Source organism: Pseudoalteromonas issachenkonii, assembly GCF_002310795.1.
Classification (GTDB): domain Bacteria; phylum Pseudomonadota; class Gammaproteobacteria; order Enterobacterales; family Alteromonadaceae; genus Pseudoalteromonas; species Pseudoalteromonas tetraodonis.
Genome location: NZ_CP011031.1, coordinates 640,314 through 656,859, shown reverse-complemented (window position 1 = coordinate 656,859; position 16,546 = coordinate 640,314). Strand labels below are relative to the sequence as shown.

Genomic DNA, 16,546 nt, shown 5'->3' with positions numbered 1-16,546 from the left:
TCTAGAGATAATCCCACATTTATCGGTAATATACAATTAACATGCACTACTTTGCACCATAAATGCGTGAATGTGTTCAAAACATAGTCCACTACTTTGCATATGGCAATGATGCCCACCAGGCACATCTATTACACTCAAGTTATTGTAATATTTACTATACTTGTCTAGATTTTGTTTTACAAATGGATAACCTTGATCACCTAATATTAATTGGCATGGTGCAATTAATTCTTTTATTGCACCAATACATTGCGCTTCATCAAATCGAAAACCTGAGTGATTTTTAAGCTTAGGATCGCAAGTTAGCTCAAAACCACTGTGCATTTGTTTTATGTTTCTGTCCATCAGCAATGCAATTTGTTCATTATTTAAATCAGTTGTTTTTGCACGTGCTTGATAAATTTGCTGTTTTGATGTGTATACCCGTGATTTTTTTGTACTAAGCCTTGCTCGGTTTAGTATGGCATTTCTTAGCTGAGAACACACTTCATCGCTATCGGTAGTAACACAACCTAAACCTTCAATAAAAGAAACAGATTTTACATACTCACTAAAACAACTAGCAAATAGTCCTGCAACCATAGCCCCCATAGAATGACCAACTAAGTGTACCTTCTTTAACTTAAGCGCTGTGATTAATGCATACACATCATCCACATAATCAATAAAGTAGTAATGTGCCTGAGGGCTTCGCCAAGATGACAGTCCATGCCCTGGAAAATCAATGCAATACCATGTTTGCGAAGTTGCAGCTCGACTCAGCATAGGCACAAAGCTAGCACTATTATCTAGCCAGCCATGCAAAGCGATAACGACGTCTTCACCGTCTCCAAATTTAATACCGTGTATATCTAGGTCATTAGCTTTTACCGAAAATGGTTGCAACGCAAACCTCTACTTTTTTATTTGGTTATGGCCATAACATACAAGAGTTAATACACAAATAATAGAACTGAACTAATAGAACACACACTTAAATTTCGAGATTTCATAACATATTCATTTATTTATCTTGCTATCGGTATACAATAATAGTCGCTATTAAAATAAGTACACTTAAAGGGTACACACAATGAAAAAACAGTTCGGCTTATTAGCGCTTTTATGTACAACAGGAGCATTCGCTCAAACAGCGCCTAAAAATGTTATTTATATGATTGGTGATGGCATGGGTCCCGCTTTCACTACCGCTTATCGATATTACAAAGATGACCCTACAACAAAAGAAATAGAAACAACCGTTTTCGACACTATGTTAAAAGGCATGGCGCACACTTATCCTGATGACCATACTTATGTAACAGACAGCGCAGCAGGTGCAACTGCACTTAGCAGCGGTCATAAAAGTTATAATGGCGCAATCGCTGTCGATACGGCCAAAAAACCGGTTAAAACCATGCTAGAAATTGCAAAAGAGCAAGGAATGACAACAGCGTTAGTGGCTACTTCACAAATTAACCATGCAACACCTGCAAGTTTTGCCGCGCATAATGAATCAAGAAGAAATTATGATGACATCGCAAACGACTACATTGACAATAAAATTGCTGGTAAATTACCGGTTGATTTAATGTTAGGCGGTGGAACTCAATATTTTATTCGTGATGACAGAAACTTAGTCGACGAATTTAAAAAAGCAGGTTATCAATACGGCGACGATATTAAAAACTTAGGTCAAATCACACAAATCCCTGCCATTGGTCTATACGCACCTAAGGGATTACCTTTTGCGCTAGATGAAAACCCTACGAGATTAAAACAGTTAACCTCTAAAGCGTTTGATTTGCTTGATGGGCAAAACGATAAAGGCTTTTTTGTAATGATTGAAGGCAGCCAAATTGACTGGTGTGGCCACGCAAATGACATTGCTTGTGCAATGGCTGAAATGGATGACTTTGCAAAATCAATCGAGACGGCAAAAGCGTATGTAGATAACAACCCAGACACTATTTTAGTGATCACGGCTGATCACTCTACAGGCGGTTTAACCATTGGCGCGCATGGCCAATATAAATGGGAAACCGACATTATCAAAGGTGTTAAAGCCACTGCGGGTACATTAACCAAATTATTAATGGGATCAGATAACCTTAAAACGGTATGGCAGGCTAATACCCGTATTGAGTTTACAACTGAAAACGAAATTAAACTTAAGCAAGCTAAAGCCATGGGTGAAAAAACCCTTAATTTAGCGGTTAAAAGCATTATCAATGATTTAAGTTTCACTGGTTGGACAACGGGCGGACATACCGCTTCCGATGTGCAAGTATTTGCCTATGGTAAAAATAGCGATGACTTTATTGGTTCGCAAAACAATACTGACATAGCTAAAAAACTGATTAGTTACATAGAACAGTAATCGCTGTTATGAAAATAAAAAGCCCGAATAATTTATTCGGGCTTTTTATTTGGCTATTAATTTTATAATTAAGCGTATATATCAACACCAATTAAGCTTTGAACTTCAGCTCTTCGCTCTAAATTAGCAAACTCAGTGTAAGTAGAAATTGCCTTACTGACTTGCGCACTCGGTTGATCGTAAATAGTTTGGCTATATTGGGCCTCTTTGGTGTTCGCTTTTACAAACTCTTTTGCGAGTTCAAGCCCTTCAGGACTGCTCTTAACATAATCTGTATTGGTTTTCTGTGGTATTGGCTGCTCTGATAGTCGTTCAGGCTTTGCCGTAACAACAGCAGTAGAACGCACCTTAGCAGGGATATCACCAGTAAAAAAACCAGAGCTTATAGGCAGCGACATTACGCTTCTCCAACCAACAACATGCTTAAATTATGATTTAAAATAGCTCAATATGCAAACAATACAACTTAGCGTTACTCGCGGCCTGGTAATTTTTTCCATGTCACTGTGTCACGCACATACTTAGGCTGAGCATCACTTGCTTTTACGCCATTACCTGCAAGGTACTGTGCATCCACTAACGCTAACATGTATTGTGCATCGGGTAGCGTAATTTCAGGGTGTACACTCACATTTGTAAATGTAGTTAATGCATCGGGGTAACTTTTAAATCCAGTCCCCACGCCGGTTGCTGTTTTGTTTGTGTCTATCAATGAAGCATCAAGCAGTTCTGGCTTAAAAACACGTTCTTCACCTTGAAGTGTCATCAAATTATTATTAACTTGGTATTGAGCAAAGTATATTTCCCCCATACGCGCATCAATGCTTGGATAAACCACTTCATCGCCAAATTGTTCAAACGCTTGTTGCGCCATAACCGCTAAGGTAGAAACCCCCACTAGCGGTAAATTCGTTGAATACCCAAGCCCTTGTGCTATGGCCACACTAATACGAACACCCGTAAAGCTGCCTGGACCTTGGCCAAAGCCAATAACATCTAAATCTTTTAATTTACAATTGGCTTTATTAAGCAGCTCATCAATAAGTGGCAGAATTTTTTGGCTATGCTGCTGCGGACACTCTTCAAAATGATGAAATGTTTTACCCTGATAATGCAAAACAAGCGATAAAGCCTCAGTAGAAGCGTCTAGGGCGAGAATGTTACTTTTGATCATTTTTGTACTCAATTAATATGTTTTAAAAATGTATTTGCATCTTCTAAGCTACGTGTACGGCGCATTGGCGGTAAACTCTTTAAAAATACTTGTCCATATTGGCGTGTAACTAAACGATTATCGCAAATTACTAACACACCTTTATCTTTGTTATCACGAATTAAGCGACCTACGCCCTGCTTTAAGGCAATAACCGCTTGTGGTAACTGAATATGCGCAAACGGGTCTTTTCCTTGCATTTGGCAATCTTGCATTCTAGCCTGCAAAAGCGGATCATCGGGCGCTGCAAACGGCAGTTTGTCGATAATAACACAGCTTAAAGTACTGCCTCTTACATCAACCCCTTCCCAAAAGGACGCTGTACCGAGCAACACGGCATTACCATGACGGGTAAATTTTTCTAATATAATGCGTTTAGACATTTGCCCTTGCATGTAAACCGGATAGTCCATTTGTGTGGTTAAGCCCTCAGCCACCAAATGCATCATTCGGTAACTAGTAAATAGCACAAAACAACGCCCTTTTGCTGATTTTATGAGTTCGAGAGTTAACTTTACAATCGCATGCGGCATATTATCTGCGTGGGTTTCAGGTAAATAGCGCGGTAAGCACAATAGCGCCTGATTTTCATAATCAAACGGGCTATCTACCATCATACTTTGCTTTGGTTTTAACCCAAGGCTGGCATTAAAGTGAGTGAGTTCGTTGTCGACCGATAACGTGGCTGAGGTAAACACAAACCCTGCACCAGACTCTTTCATCATCAAAGCAAATTTAGCCGATACATTCAGTGGCGTTATATTTATGGTTAAATAGCGCCGCGTGGTTTCGTACCAATAACTAAAGCCTGTTTGGGCGGTATCAAATACGCGCTCTAACTGGCCTTTAAATGCCAGCACCCGCTCAAATGGGTGTTCAATTTTATCACTTCGCTCTAGGCAGTGTTTTAAAACCTGATACACAAATTCTAAATCACTAATAACGCGGTGTAATGCAGAGCAAATAAGCTTATTACTGAGCTTTTCACGCCAATCACCGCGGCTACCATCCACACCAAACTGCAATCTTAAATCGGCGACACTGGTTTCCAGTTTATTCAAACTTTTGCCTAATTGCAGCATGTCAGGAATTTCAGCGCGGTAAATAGCGCGTAAATCATTAATTAAATCCACCAGTTTTTTAGTACTCATGGTTTCGCCAAAATAGTCGCTGGCAATTTCACTTAACTGGTGGGCTTCATCAAATATATAAGCATCTGCGTTGGGCATTAGCTCTGCAAAGCCAGACTCTTTAACCGCCATATCGGCAAAAAATAGATGATGGTTAATCACGACAACGTCGGCATCCCCTGCCTTTAAACGCGCTTTACGAATGTAGCACTCTTGAAAGTCAGGGCACTCTTTACCTAAACAGTTATCTGCAGTCGAGCTGACATACGGCAACACTTTGGCATCTTCTTCAATACCAATACAGTCGGCTAAATCGCCCGTATGCGTTTCACTGGCAAATTTAGCAACCATAGCGAGCTGATGCATTACATCAGGGTCGTCTGTGGGTACGTGTGCAACATGTTGGGTAAGCCGATAAGTACATAAATAATTGGCACGCCCTTTTAACAATGCCGTTTTTTTAGCCGCGCCTAAGGCTTTTACTAACACAGGTAAATCACGATGATACAGCTGTTCTTGCAGTGCTTTAGAACCAGTTGAAATTATTGTTTTGCCTTTAGATTTAAGGGCTGGCGCTAAATAAGCAAAGGTTTTTCCTGTGCCAGTACCGGCCTCAACAACAAGCTGAGAACTTGTTTTTAATGCATCCTCAACAGCCACGGCCATATCAATTTGAGGTTGGCGTGGTGAGTATCCATCTATTGATAAAGCCAAAGGCCCGGTTGCACTAAACAGCTGTTTGATAATACCAATCACTTTATAAAAAATAATAGCGGGATTCTACGTAAGCTATTGATGAAGGGCAAGCCAAATAGCGTGAGAATTTGGCCTTTAAAGGGGCTTATGCCCCTGTTAATTATTGTGCATTTATAGTTAGCGTAATACCACTTGCATTACGATAGCCTTTAACATCTATGTGCCATACGCCTGCCTGGGGTGCAGAAATAGTGCAACTTTCTGTGTTGCCGTTTTTATATGGCCTACACACAAATTGTGTATTTGAAGATGGCGCACCGAAATTTAAATACAAATCAGCATCGCCGCTTCCGCCTGAAATAGCAACGTTTAGTGAGGCATAACCCGCGGCTAAACGTTGTTCAAAACGCTGCCAACCACCTGTATTTACGCTAACATTATCTTCTACGCGATTAATGGGCTCTAAAGCGCCTGCTGGCTCAAAACTGCCCGTCAAAGAAACATTACAAATTGCGCTGTATGCCTCAACCATGACATAGTAAGTGCCTTCATTGCTGGTTGGAATGTCGCAACGCTCATTACTTGTGGCAGAGGTACTTTTACAGTCGTAATCAGTTAACGTGGGCGCCTGATTATATTTAACGTATAAATCGGCATCGCCATTATCACCTGAGGTTTCAAAGCTTAAGTTTTGCGCTCCTTTTGGTACATTCAATGTATAGATAAGCTGCTCTTTAGCAGTGGCATTGATACCAGAAATTGGTTCACCATTGACTAACTCATTATTATTTGGCGGAGTGACATCACCGGCATTTTTTGCCAATTCAGCAACAAAGCTAACGGCTAAGTTAGCAAATTTAATTGCATGATCAGCGTCAAAATTACTGTCGTTTTGTGTATGTATCAGTGGGTTAATGTCATTCATTTTTGATTCGAAAGGCATAGAGGCCGCAAACCCTTGTTGATACCACGAAGCATGATCGGAGCAACCATACCCACATTGATCAAAGCCATAACTAATTTGTGGTAAGTAGGTGTCTATCAGCTGGGCTAAAAACTGGTTTTGAGCATTGGTGGTGTAATCCGTCATCATAATAATATCTTCGATACTGCCGTTATTACCAGTCATATCAAATTGCACCATGCCAACTACATTCTTACCCAGCGAACGATAGCTACTGGCTATAGCTTTAGACCCTTTTAACCCCACCTCCTCTGCTGCAAACGCCATTATTTGAATAGTTTTTTGCGGTTTATAATTTGTATCAACAATTGCTCTTAACGCTTCCGTTAACACTGCAATACCCGATGCATTATCATCCGCGCCAGGAGAGCGCCCTTGTGCTGGATTTGCTTGGTTAATCGAGTCTAAATGCCCCCCAATAATAACAATTTCATCTGCATTTTCAGCACCTGCAATGGTTACAATCACTGATGATTGCGCCCAGCTATGCTGATAACTCTCAATGGTTATATCACTTCGAACGCTGGCAATTTGTTGCCAATAACTTTGCAGCCACTGTGAGGCATCAACGCCGGTTTGCGAAGTATAATAACGATTATTAAAACTAGTGAGTGAATTTACAGTGCTTTGTAAATTAATTGGGCTTTGTGCACTAATTAAACTTTGTACTGTTTGCGCATTATCAATTGAATAATTAAAGGCTGATGTAGCTTGGCTATTTTGAACAACAGCTAATTGTTTTGCGTAATCATTCGCTTCTTCGAACGAACTATGCGCAACAAACCCACCACAACGGTTATAGTTCTGGTGCATAAACTCACTTAAATTGTTTACTGCGTCACGCGGTACACTGAGTAAATCAACGTCAGGTAAAATACTTGATTTTCTATGCGCAAATTGCATTTTTTGCAAAAATGTACCTTGTTCATGATGATAATGCTGGGCTGCAGTTGAGTCAATGGTGACCCAAATATTGTCTGGATTTTCATTTGCTAAGCAATTAAAACTTAAGGTTAAAGTAGTAATAACTGCTAACTGTTTAAAGTAGTTCATAAATATTCCTTATCTTGTCACTTTTATTTTAAGCATTAAAAAAGGGGCAAAGCCCCTTTTGATATGTATGCCTAATTAGCCGTTACGTTGAGTGTTACGCCGCTTGCTAAGCTGTAACCTCTTAAATCAATGTACCAAGTACCTGCTTGTGGGTTATCAAATGTACATTCTTCATTATTACCATTTTTGTAGGGTCTACATAAGTATGAAGACGTACTTGAAGGCGAGCCAAAGTTTACATAAAGATCAGCATCACCATTACCACCGGCAATACTAATATTTAAAGTGCTATACCCTTCTGATAAATCTTGAGTAAAGCGGCTCCAGTTATTAGTAGTCACATTAATATTAGACTCAGTTCTATTAATTGGCGTCACACCACCATTCCCATCAGAGTAGCTTCCCGTTAGCAATACACCAGATATCGCACTCCATGCTTCAACCATTACATAGTAAGTTCCTGCTTGTGCATTACTTATGTTGCAGCTTTCTGTACTGGTAGATGTTGTGCTATTGCAATCATAGTTATTTAAGCTTGGTCTACTAGCAAATTTAACATATAGGTCTGCATCACCTGAGCCACCCATTGTATTAAATTGAAGATTTGTTGCGCCGTCAGGGACTTCCAAAGTAAAGAATAGTTGCTCTTTTTCTGCGCCGCTAATACCCGTACGGGTTACCCCATTGGTTAACACTTCATCGTCAGTCGGTGGTTGTGGTGTAGCACAATCACTACCTGAACTAAGATTTGAATTAACACCTACCGCAGCCAAAGCGGCTTTTACATCATTAGGGTCATAATTTAAATCACACGCAGCATCCATCACACCGTTACCGGCTAAATCCCAGCCTACACCCGCACTCCAATATAGTTGGTTAGCACGTGCCATTACGATAAAGGCTTTTTGCGTATCCCAACCCGGCGTGGTTGCTAAATTATAAAATGCCTTGTTATAAACACCTGAACTATAATGCACGTCCATACCTGAATAATAGTTACTTTGGTTATCTATTGAACGGCCATCTTGGGTAGGGTTATTCATGTAACGCAGTGCACCATTACCTTTAAAAATATCCTTTCCGACTAGCCAATCGTTGCTGCCTTTCATATAAAATTCAGCGGCTTCACCAGCCATATCCGAAAATGCTTCGTTTAACCCGCCTGGTTTACCATTATAAATTAAGCCTGAATTTTGCTCAGTAAAGCCATGGCTAACTTCATGTGCAGATACATCTAAACTTACCAATGGATAAAACGTATTTTGGCCATCACCAAAGGTCATTGCACTGCCATCCCAAAACGCATTTTCATAGTTACTTGAGTAATGAACCCGCATTTGTAACTGAAAACTCAAAGGCGCAGTCCCTAACCAATCGTTATACATATTAAAAATAACGTTACCAAAAAAATGAGCATCGTTTAGCGGTGAATAAGCACCGTTAATTTCTTTAAACGTATTTTCAGGACATGTAAATGAATACGCAGAAGAGCCACTTGTTCCGCCATTTAAATTAATAGTGCGAACATTTGCGTTATTCATGCTACAAGTATTACCTGATTGACTAACATCTAGGCTGTCAAAATCAGTTCCATATAAATACTTGCCTGTTTTTAGATTACCGCCAGGGCCTGTTGCATTGGCATGTTGCAGGTTATCGTAACTAAGCAAGACCTCACCGGTATTAGCATCAATGATCAGGTATGGCCTTGATGGTGACTTGCCATAAGTAACATAAGACACTTCATAAACTAAATGCGCCTTATTTTGATCGTCAACCCAGATAGCAAGTCTGGATTGCTCATTATGTTTTTTTAAGCCTACTGATTTTGCAGCTATACCCGTTTTAGACCCTTTTAAAATCGCATCTTTTTTTGTCAATTTAGCCGATACATCAGATAAATCTTCATCAATATTATAAACAGCTGCACCATGGGCTTTTTTAAGCATCCCATTATTAAATGTTAAGCTGACCGTATCACCAATGACAGGAATGCCCTGATACGTTTGTTGATAGCGGCGGGTTACTTCTCCGTTATTGCTAGTAAATTCTTTTAATACAACTAATTCGTTCCCTACACTCAACCCAATCAACTGATTTGGACTTACTGATAATAAGGAAGCAGAGTTTGATTGCACCATATTATTAATTGTCGGTTGTTGATTTAGGTATTTCTTATTCGCAGCTACTGCATTTGTTGCTTGAACCAAAGTTAAAGCAGCAAAAGTTGCTATTGTGATTTTAGATAAATTCACGTTTACGCTCCGTTAAAGTTTAAGTTTTTAATATATTTGTATTAATCGGCACACCTTGTACCCGATTAAGGATCAGAGTAGGTTACAAACTTAAATAACGAAAATTAAACATTTAATTTACAATTAAAGTATTAGCTCGGAAATTAATCTATTATTTTACAATGATTTAAAAACTACTGTTTTAACTAATGAAGTCCAGAAACAACATTTCGTATACATATATTTACATAAAACAGCCAGCAAAAAGCATTAGATTTTAAAATCACACGCTTTATTGTTAATCACTAATCGACTGCTCAATGAGCATGTAGTTGCAAGGAAAAGACTTTACCTGTTGAGCTTTAAAAGAGGGGTAATCTATTTTAAATGGGTAGGGAGTAGTTTTAAAAACACGCAGTTTATAGCCATGCACCACTATTTGCTATGTTTAAACAAATTTGCTTTTATTGAGGGCGATTTTAACTTGAGGCAATAACGGTATCGCCAATCACTTGTACTAAGCCCATGTATCTAAATGGGGTTTGTCGTCATCTTCTTCAGCGGTTTTATTGCGCGATTTATTTTCGTCAAACGCCAGCTTATGTTGCTTTTCTACTTCTCTTTTTTTACGCTCTTCTAACTCGACTTTTTTGGCACTGGCACTTTGTTGAACCCCAGCAATATGAAAAGCCCCTTTAGATTCAAGCGTTAAACGCGTAATAGGCCCTAAATAAGGGATCATTATATCCATGCGTGCCTCCATTGAATTGAATGTAATTTAATCACTATAAAACTGTTGATAAATAAAGCAAACCTTTAGTTATTATCGACAGTTATAAGGTATTCTTTAATTTAAGAAAATTTTTCTTGCCATGCTATTGGTTTATGTGTTTCTATAAATGCGAAATTTATTAAACAAGCAACAGCTAAGCGTTAACATAATAACGAATAGCTAAACAGGATAAAAAATGCGCAACACTCTGACAGCAGTACATCACCACCATCATTCATCGGAATAACCTGTCAGGTCTTTCGCTGAGAGGTTGTTCCTAAAAGGAAACCTCTGGCGAATCAACATACCAAGATTCATTTTCGCCCTGAGGTTTCCCTCGGGGTTTTTAGTTTTAAAATTAAAGGAAAATGAGTAATGAATAATAGTAATCGTCTTCGTATCGCCATCCAAAAAGGCGGCCGCCTATCTAAAGATTGTCAAGATCTGCTTAAGCAACTGGGTGTAAAACTCAACCTTCGCGAGCAGCGCCTTATAGCACACTCAACCAACATGCCAATTGACGTTTTACGTGTACGCGATGACGATATTCCAGGTTTAGTTATGGACGGTGTATGTGACTTAGGTATTGTTGGCGAAAACGTTTTAGTTGAAGTACAAGCAGAAAGAGAGCGCCAAGGCGTTCCAAGCGAAGTAACTAAATTATCAAAATTAGATTTTGGTTACTGTCGTCTTGCACTTGCATGGCCACAAGAACTAGGTAAGCAAGACAAAAGCTGGTTTGAAGGCAAACGTATTGCAACCACCTACCCTGAAATTTTAAGCCAATATTTAAAACGTGAAGGCATCAACGCCAGCACTGTTATGCTCACAGGCTCTGTTGAAGTGGCGCCGCGTGCTGGTCTTGCTGATGCCATTTGTGATTTGGTCTCAACAGGTGCAACCCTTGAAGCTAATGGCTTAATGCAGGGTGATACAATTTTAGAGTCAAACGCTTGTTTAATTCAAAACACCCAACTGCAAGATGCTGACAAACTCGCGCTTATCAATAAATTGATGCCGCGTTTGCGTGGTGTTAAGCAAGCCAAAGAAAGCAAATACATCATGCTACACGCACCAAAAGACAAGCTGGATGAAATTTGTGAAATCCTGCCTGGTTCTGGTCAACCGACATTACTTGCACTAGCAGGATCTGACGAATATGTAGCATTGCACATGGTAAGTAGCGAAACGTTATTTTGGGAAACCATGGAGCAACTTAAAGCACTCGGCGCGAATTCTATTTTAGTTATGCCAATTGAAAAAATGATGGAGTAACAGCCATGCTTCGTTGGAATGAAGAATCATCACAGGTTCAAGCAGCGGCGCTGATGCGCCCTGCTGTATCAGCGAGTGAAAAAGTAGAAAGTATTTGCCAAACTATTTTGGCAAAAGTAAATGCGCAAGGCGATGCTGCATTACTGGCGTTAGCAAAAGAGTTTGATAACCGAGCTGAGCCGCGTTTACGTGTTCCACTTGATGAAATTAATGCCGCTGAGAAAATGCTAAGCCCTGAGCTTAAGTATGCAATTGATACCGCTTATGCAAATGTAAAATGTTTTCACCAAGCGCAACTGCCTAAAGATATTAAGTTATCGACTCAACCGGGCGTTGAATGTGAACTGAAATATCAAGCCATCGAAGCGGTCGGTATTTATGTCCCTGGGGGCAGTGCCCCATTGCCATCGTCAGTTATAATGCAAGGTGTATTGGCGCAGTTAAGCGGTGCAAAAACCGTGGTACTCACTACCCCAGTACAAGGCGATAAAGCAATAAATCCTGCTATTTTATATGCTGCTAAATTATGTGGTATCACCACTATTATTGAAAGCGGTGGCGCAGGCGCGATTGCTGCAATGGCCTACGGCACTGAATCAGTACCTAAAGTGAATAAAATTTTTGGCCCAGGTAATAGCTTTGTGACTATGGCAAAGCAGTTAGTTGCACAAACAATTCCAGGAATGGCGATTGATATGCCAGCAGGTCCATCTGAAGTATTAGTGATAGCAGATGAACGAGCAAATCCAGAGTTTATTGCGGCCGATTTACTCTCACAAGCAGAGCATGGCGCCGACTCGCAAGTTATTTTATTGTGTAACAGCGAAACTATTATTAAACAAACACAAGACGCGCTTACTCGTCAATTAGCTAACTTAAGCCGAAAAGACACCGCTGAACAAGCGTTGGCCAATTCGTCACTTATTTTAGTGGATTCAATAGCGCAAGCATTTGATGTATCAGCGCAATATGGGCCAGAGCACTTAATTTTACAGCTGGCAGATGCAAGCCCGTACCTTGATGCGGTTAAAAATGCAGGTTCAGTATTTGTTGGCGACTACACACCAGAATCGGCTGGCGATTATGCATCGGGTACTAACCACGTATTACCTACTTACGGTTATAGCGCGACATACTCAAGCTTAAACTTGCTTGATTTTTTCCGCACATACACAGTACAAACTATTAGTAAAAGTGGCTTAACAGAGCTTTCAAAAGCTATTTTACCACTGGCAGACGCAGAAGGCCTTGATGCCCACGCTAATGCGGTTTCAATTCGTTTAGAGGCAATAAACAATGAGCAATGAGAGCGCCCAAGCAACCAGCTTATTACCCGAGAATATTAAAGCGCTTGCTGCTTACAGCTCGGCTAAAAGTGAAAAGTTAACAGGCACAACGTGGCTCAATGCCAACGAAAGCCCATATGCTAAAAACCTTGAGTTGAGTATTGAAGATTTAAATCGCTACCCCGACCCTCAGCCACAATTGGTTATTGATCGCTATGCAGCTTATACCGAGCTTAAAAGCGACAATGTCCTTATGACGCGAGGTGCAGATGAAGGCATTGAGCTTTTAGTACGCACGTATTGCCAGCCAGCTAAGGACAGTATTGCGCTGTTTTTGCCTACCTACGGTATGTATAAAGTCACTGCTGATACGCACAATGTGGCTATTAACGCGCTTACTCAAGAGTTATTATTAACAGCCAATGTTGATGATATTGTCACTGCGGTCGGTAGCTCAAAACTGGTGTTTATTTGTAATCCAAATAACCCAACAGGTAGTTTAACGCCGCTAGATAAAGTAAAAGCCATTGCCACTGCGCTTGCAGGTAAAGCATTGGTGATTGTTGATGAAGCCTATATTGAGTTTTGCCCAGAGCAAAGTGCAACACAACTTATAAACGAGTTTAGTAATATTGTAGTGCTACGTACACTGTCAAAAGCGTTTGCGTTGGCAGGCCTGCGAACCGGGTTTACCCTCGCTCAAGCCAGTGTACTTGCGCCCATTCGTAAAGTCATTGCACCGTATCCGGTATCGAGCGTGGTAGCGAGTATTGCAGCGCAAGCCATTGCCCCTGATGCCATTACCTCTATGCGTCGCCAAGTGAGCATTTTAAACAGCTTAAAATTAAAGCTAATAGAGTGGTTAAACGCCTCCCCTGCTGTATTAAAAATTCTCACTGGTGAAGGCAACTTTGTTACCTTAAAATTGGCCGATAAAAACAGCTTTAAAGTTGCCCTTGAACAAGGCTTAGTCATGCGAGCATTTACCTTATACGGTGAAGACGACTGGCTACGCATTTCAATTGGTAGCGAACAAGAATTAGAACAAGTAAAAATTTGGCTCGATGGTTTAACCACCCCAACAGCCCTATCACAACAGGAAGTATCATGAGTAATCCCTATTTATTTATAGACCGTGACGGCACCATTATTGAAGAGCCAATCACCGACAAACAGGTAGATAGCCTTGAAAAGTTGGCTTTTTTACCTGGTGTTATTCCGGCATTATTGCAACTGCAAGCAGCAGGCTATCGCTTAGTGATGGTATCTAATCAAGATGGTTTAGGCACTGACAGTTTCCCTACTGCGGATTTTGACATAGCCCAAGACAAAATGATGGACATACTCAACAGCCAAGGGATTAACTTTGAAGATGTACTCATTTGCCCACACTTTGATGAACAAAACTGCGATTGCCGTAAGCCAAAAACAGGCTTACTGACCGAGCTTATGCGCTCTGGCAACGTAGATTTAGCGCGCTCTTTTGTAATTGGCGACCGCCAAACAGATATTGGTCTTGCGCAAAACTTATGTTGTGAAGGTATTTTATACGATGGTAGCTGGCCTGCTATTGTTACTAAGCTTACAACGGCAAACCGTGAAGGCCGTGTTACACGCAATACCAAAGAAACACAAATTGATGTAGCGGTTAATCTTGATCAAACTAAAAACGGTAGCATAGACACCGGCCTTGGCTTTTTTGATCACATGCTGGATCAAATACGCACCCACGCAAACATTGGCTTAAACATTAAAGCCAAAGGCGATTTACACATAGACGAGCATCACCTTGTTGAAGACATTGGTATTGCCTTAGGGGTTGCTCTTAAACAAGCACTTGGCACAAAATCTCAAATTGCGCGTTATGGTTTTGCATTGCCTATGGATGAATGTAAAGCCGAAGCGCAAATTGACTTATCTGGACGTGCTTCATTTGTGTTAAACGCAAACTTTAGCCGCAAAAAAGCCGGTGATTTAGACGTACAAATGGTAGAGCATTTTTTCAAAAGCTTAAGTGATAACGCTGCAATTAGCCTTATTTTGTCGGTAAGTGACGGTAACTGTCATCACCAAGTAGAGGGCTTGTTTAAAGCATTTTCTCGTGCTCTGCGTATGGCAATTGCACAAGATACTAGTCAACAAACAGCCAGCTCTAAGGGGTGTTTATGATAGCGATAATTAATACCGGTTGTGCCAATATCAACTCGGTACGCTTTGCATTTGAGCGTTTAGGTAAAACCCCTACCGTTATTACCTCGCCAGAACAATTAGCAGGCTATGAGCGCGCTATTTTGCCTGGTGTTGGCCATGCATCTGTGGCTATGAAGCGCCTAGTCGATAATGGTTGGCAGCAAGCCATTAACGAATATCAGCGCCCGCTAATGGGAATTTGCCTGGGGATGCAACTGCTGTGCGAAAGCACCGAAGAAGGTAACGTGCAATGCTTAGGTAAAATACCAGGCCAAGTAAAAGCACTGGATGTAGGTAGTTTAACGTCACCGCATATGGGGTGGAATAACTTATCTATACAACAAGCGCACCCACTAACCAAAGGGCTGCATAAAGACGATCAGGTTTATTATGTGCACAGCTTTGCGCATACCGTTAACGATGCCACTTTAGTCAGTAGTGAATACGGGCAAACTTTTTCAGCCATTGTTGCTAAAGATAATTATGCCGGTATGCAATTTCACCCAGAGCGAAGTGCTAAAGTAGGCACTCGTTTATTACAAAACTTTCTAGATTGGCAGTTATAAGCGACTGTTAATAAATAATAAAAGAGATACACAGTGATTATTCCAGCATTAGACGTATTACAAAATCAAATTGTACGTTTGTATCAAGGTAAATATGATACCGCACAGTTTTACCCCTTTGAACTTGGCGCTCGCCTGAAAGAATACGCTGACAGCGGCGCGGGTAAACTGCACCTTGTTGATTTAGAAGGGGCACGCGATCCCAGTAAAAAACAATGGCAACATATTCAAGCAGCCACAAAAGCACTGAATGTGCCCTATCAAGTGGGTGGGGGTATTCGTTCAGAGCAAGATGTGAGCGATTGGTTAAAAGCCGGTGCAAACCAAGTGGTTATTGGTTCAATGGCAGTTGAAAAGCGTGAACAGGTTAAAGCTTGGATTGAGCAATTTGGCGCTGAGCACTTTGTAATTGCCCTTGATGTTAATAAAACAGAGTCCGGCTGGGCGCCAGCAACCCATGGTTGGTTAAATGAATCTGAGTTTGGGCTATTTGAACTTATTGATTTTTATGTAGAGCTGGGCATTATTGATTTTTTATGCACGGACATCAGTAAGGACGGCACCATGACCGGCCCCTCTTTTGCGCTTTATGAAGATTTAATTAATCATAATGCAGATATTAAAGTACAAGCGTCGGGTGGGGTAAGTTCATTAGATGATATTAAAAAGCTAAATGAACTTGGTGTTGGCGGCGTAATTTTAGGCAAGTCTTTATTAGATGGTGCTTTTAGCGTAGAAGACGCGCTTAAATTAAGCTAAAAATATAGCTCTAAAAAAGGCACAGGTGCGAGCGCATCTGTGCCTT

General features: G+C 40.6%; 14 protein-coding genes. 7 read left to right on the top strand and 7 right to left on the bottom strand.

Translation table 11 applies throughout. The features are described from left to right. Positions 1 to 36: 36 nt before the first annotated feature. The gene (locus PISS_RS18530; protein ID WP_013463306.1) at positions 37 to 888 is read right to left on the bottom strand and encodes an alpha/beta fold hydrolase; all 852 of its coding nucleotides are present in this window, start codon (positions 886 to 888) and stop codon (positions 37 to 39) included. A gap of 187 nt (positions 889 to 1,075) precedes the next feature. Here PISS_RS18530 and PISS_RS18525 point away from each other — a divergent pair, with 187 nt between their 5' ends. Further along, positions 1,076 to 2,362 carry an alkaline phosphatase gene (locus PISS_RS18525; RefSeq protein WP_013463305.1) on the top strand — a complete coding sequence of 429 codons (1,287 nt, stop codon included), beginning with the start codon at positions 1,076 to 1,078 and terminating at the stop codon, positions 2,360 to 2,362. Between the two features lie 68 nt (positions 2,363 to 2,430). Here PISS_RS18525 and PISS_RS18520 read toward each other — a convergent pair whose 3' ends face one another. The 6 genes from PISS_RS18520 to PISS_RS18495 form a co-directional block, all read right to left on the bottom strand. Next, positions 2,431 to 2,760 (bottom strand): hypothetical protein, encoded by a 330-nt coding sequence (locus PISS_RS18520; protein ID WP_013463304.1) that lies wholly within the window; start codon positions 2,758 to 2,760, stop codon positions 2,431 to 2,433. Between the two features lie 74 nt (positions 2,761 to 2,834). After that, on the bottom strand, positions 2,835 to 3,536 hold the full coding sequence (gene tsaB, locus PISS_RS18515; RefSeq protein ID WP_036954768.1) for a tRNA (adenosine(37)-N6)-threonylcarbamoyltransferase complex dimerization subunit type 1 TsaB: 702 nt from the start codon (positions 3,534 to 3,536) through the stop codon (positions 2,835 to 2,837). Between the two features lie 8 nt (positions 3,537 to 3,544). Continuing rightward, the gene (gene yoaA, locus PISS_RS18510; protein WP_013463302.1) at positions 3,545 to 5,461 is read right to left on the bottom strand and encodes a DNA repair helicase YoaA; all 1,917 of its coding nucleotides are present in this window, start codon (positions 5,459 to 5,461) and stop codon (positions 3,545 to 3,547) included. Between the two features lie 100 nt (positions 5,462 to 5,561). Then, entirely contained in the window at positions 5,562 to 7,418 is a 1,857-nt protein-coding gene (locus PISS_RS18505) for a M28 family metallopeptidase (protein ID WP_096040853.1), read from the bottom strand. Between the two features lie 71 nt (positions 7,419 to 7,489). Beyond that, positions 7,490 to 9,673: a M4 family metallopeptidase gene (locus tag PISS_RS18500; RefSeq protein ID WP_013463300.1), complete on the bottom strand. Its 2,184-nt coding sequence runs from the start codon at positions 9,671 to 9,673 to the stop codon at positions 7,490 to 7,492. Positions 9,674 to 10,169: 496 nt separating this feature from the next. Beyond that, positions 10,170 to 10,403: a hypothetical protein gene (locus PISS_RS18495; protein ID WP_013463298.1), complete on the bottom strand. Its 234-nt coding sequence runs from the start codon at positions 10,401 to 10,403 to the stop codon at positions 10,170 to 10,172. Between the two features lie 396 nt (positions 10,404 to 10,799). Here PISS_RS18495 and hisG point away from each other — a divergent pair, with 396 nt between their 5' ends. From hisG to PISS_RS18465, 6 genes are read left to right on the top strand one after another with little or no spacing between them, the layout of a single operon-like run. Beyond that, complete coding sequence (gene hisG / locus PISS_RS18490; protein WP_013463297.1) at positions 10,800 to 11,699, top strand: ATP phosphoribosyltransferase; 900 nt, start codon at positions 10,800 to 10,802, stop codon at positions 11,697 to 11,699. A 5-nt stretch (positions 11,700 to 11,704) separates the two neighbouring features. Further along, positions 11,705 to 13,006, top strand: a complete 1,302-nt coding sequence (gene hisD / locus PISS_RS18485) for a histidinol dehydrogenase (protein ID WP_013463296.1) — start codon at positions 11,705 to 11,707, stop codon at positions 13,004 to 13,006. Then, on the top strand, positions 12,996 to 14,096 hold the full coding sequence (gene hisC, locus PISS_RS18480; protein WP_013463295.1) for a histidinol-phosphate transaminase: 1,101 nt from the start codon (positions 12,996 to 12,998) through the stop codon (positions 14,094 to 14,096). Before hisD ends, hisC begins: the two co-directional genes overlap by 11 nt. Then, positions 14,093 to 15,154 carry a bifunctional histidinol-phosphatase/imidazoleglycerol-phosphate dehydratase HisB gene (gene hisB / locus PISS_RS18475; protein WP_058156037.1) on the top strand — a complete coding sequence of 354 codons (1,062 nt, stop codon included), beginning with the start codon at positions 14,093 to 14,095 and terminating at the stop codon, positions 15,152 to 15,154. The genes hisC and hisB overlap by 4 nt, the downstream gene beginning before the upstream one ends. Beyond that, the gene (gene hisH / locus PISS_RS18470) at positions 15,151 to 15,741 is read left to right on the top strand and encodes an imidazole glycerol phosphate synthase subunit HisH (RefSeq protein ID WP_013463293.1); all 591 of its coding nucleotides are present in this window, start codon (positions 15,151 to 15,153) and stop codon (positions 15,739 to 15,741) included. The genes hisB and hisH overlap by 4 nt, the downstream gene beginning before the upstream one ends. Before the next feature lie 33 nt (positions 15,742 to 15,774). Beyond that, positions 15,775 to 16,500, top strand: coding sequence for a 1-(5-phosphoribosyl)-5-[(5-phosphoribosylamino)methylideneamino] imidazole-4-carboxamide isomerase (locus PISS_RS18465; RefSeq protein ID WP_024601329.1), 726 nt, complete (start codon positions 15,775 to 15,777; stop codon positions 16,498 to 16,500). The last annotated feature ends 46 nt before the right edge of the window (positions 16,501 to 16,546 follow it).

Coding starts and splice junctions, on each gene's coding strand:
- PISS_RS18525 (WP_013463305.1), top strand. CDS start 1,076: ATGAAAAAACAGTTCGGCTTATTAGCGCTTTTATGTACAACAGGAGCA.
- PISS_RS18520 (WP_013463304.1), bottom strand. CDS start 2,760: ATGTCGCTGCCTATAAGCTCTGGTTTTTTTACTGGTGATATCCCTGCT.
- tsaB (WP_036954768.1), bottom strand. CDS start 3,536: ATGATCAAAAGTAACATTCTCGCCCTAGACGCTTCTACTGAGGCTTTA.
- PISS_RS18505 (WP_096040853.1), bottom strand. CDS start 7,418: ATGAACTACTTTAAACAGTTAGCAGTTATTACTACTTTAACCTTAAGT.
- PISS_RS18495 (WP_013463298.1), bottom strand. CDS start 10,403: ATGGATATAATGATCCCTTATTTAGGGCCTATTACGCGTTTAACGCTT.
- hisG (WP_013463297.1), top strand. CDS start 10,800: ATGAATAATAGTAATCGTCTTCGTATCGCCATCCAAAAAGGCGGCCGC.
- hisD (WP_013463296.1), top strand. CDS start 11,705: ATGCTTCGTTGGAATGAAGAATCATCACAGGTTCAAGCAGCGGCGCTG.
- hisC (WP_013463295.1), top strand. CDS start 12,996: ATGAGCAATGAGAGCGCCCAAGCAACCAGCTTATTACCCGAGAATATT.
- hisB (WP_058156037.1), top strand. CDS start 14,093: ATGAGTAATCCCTATTTATTTATAGACCGTGACGGCACCATTATTGAA.
- hisH (WP_013463293.1), top strand. CDS start 15,151: ATGATAGCGATAATTAATACCGGTTGTGCCAATATCAACTCGGTACGC.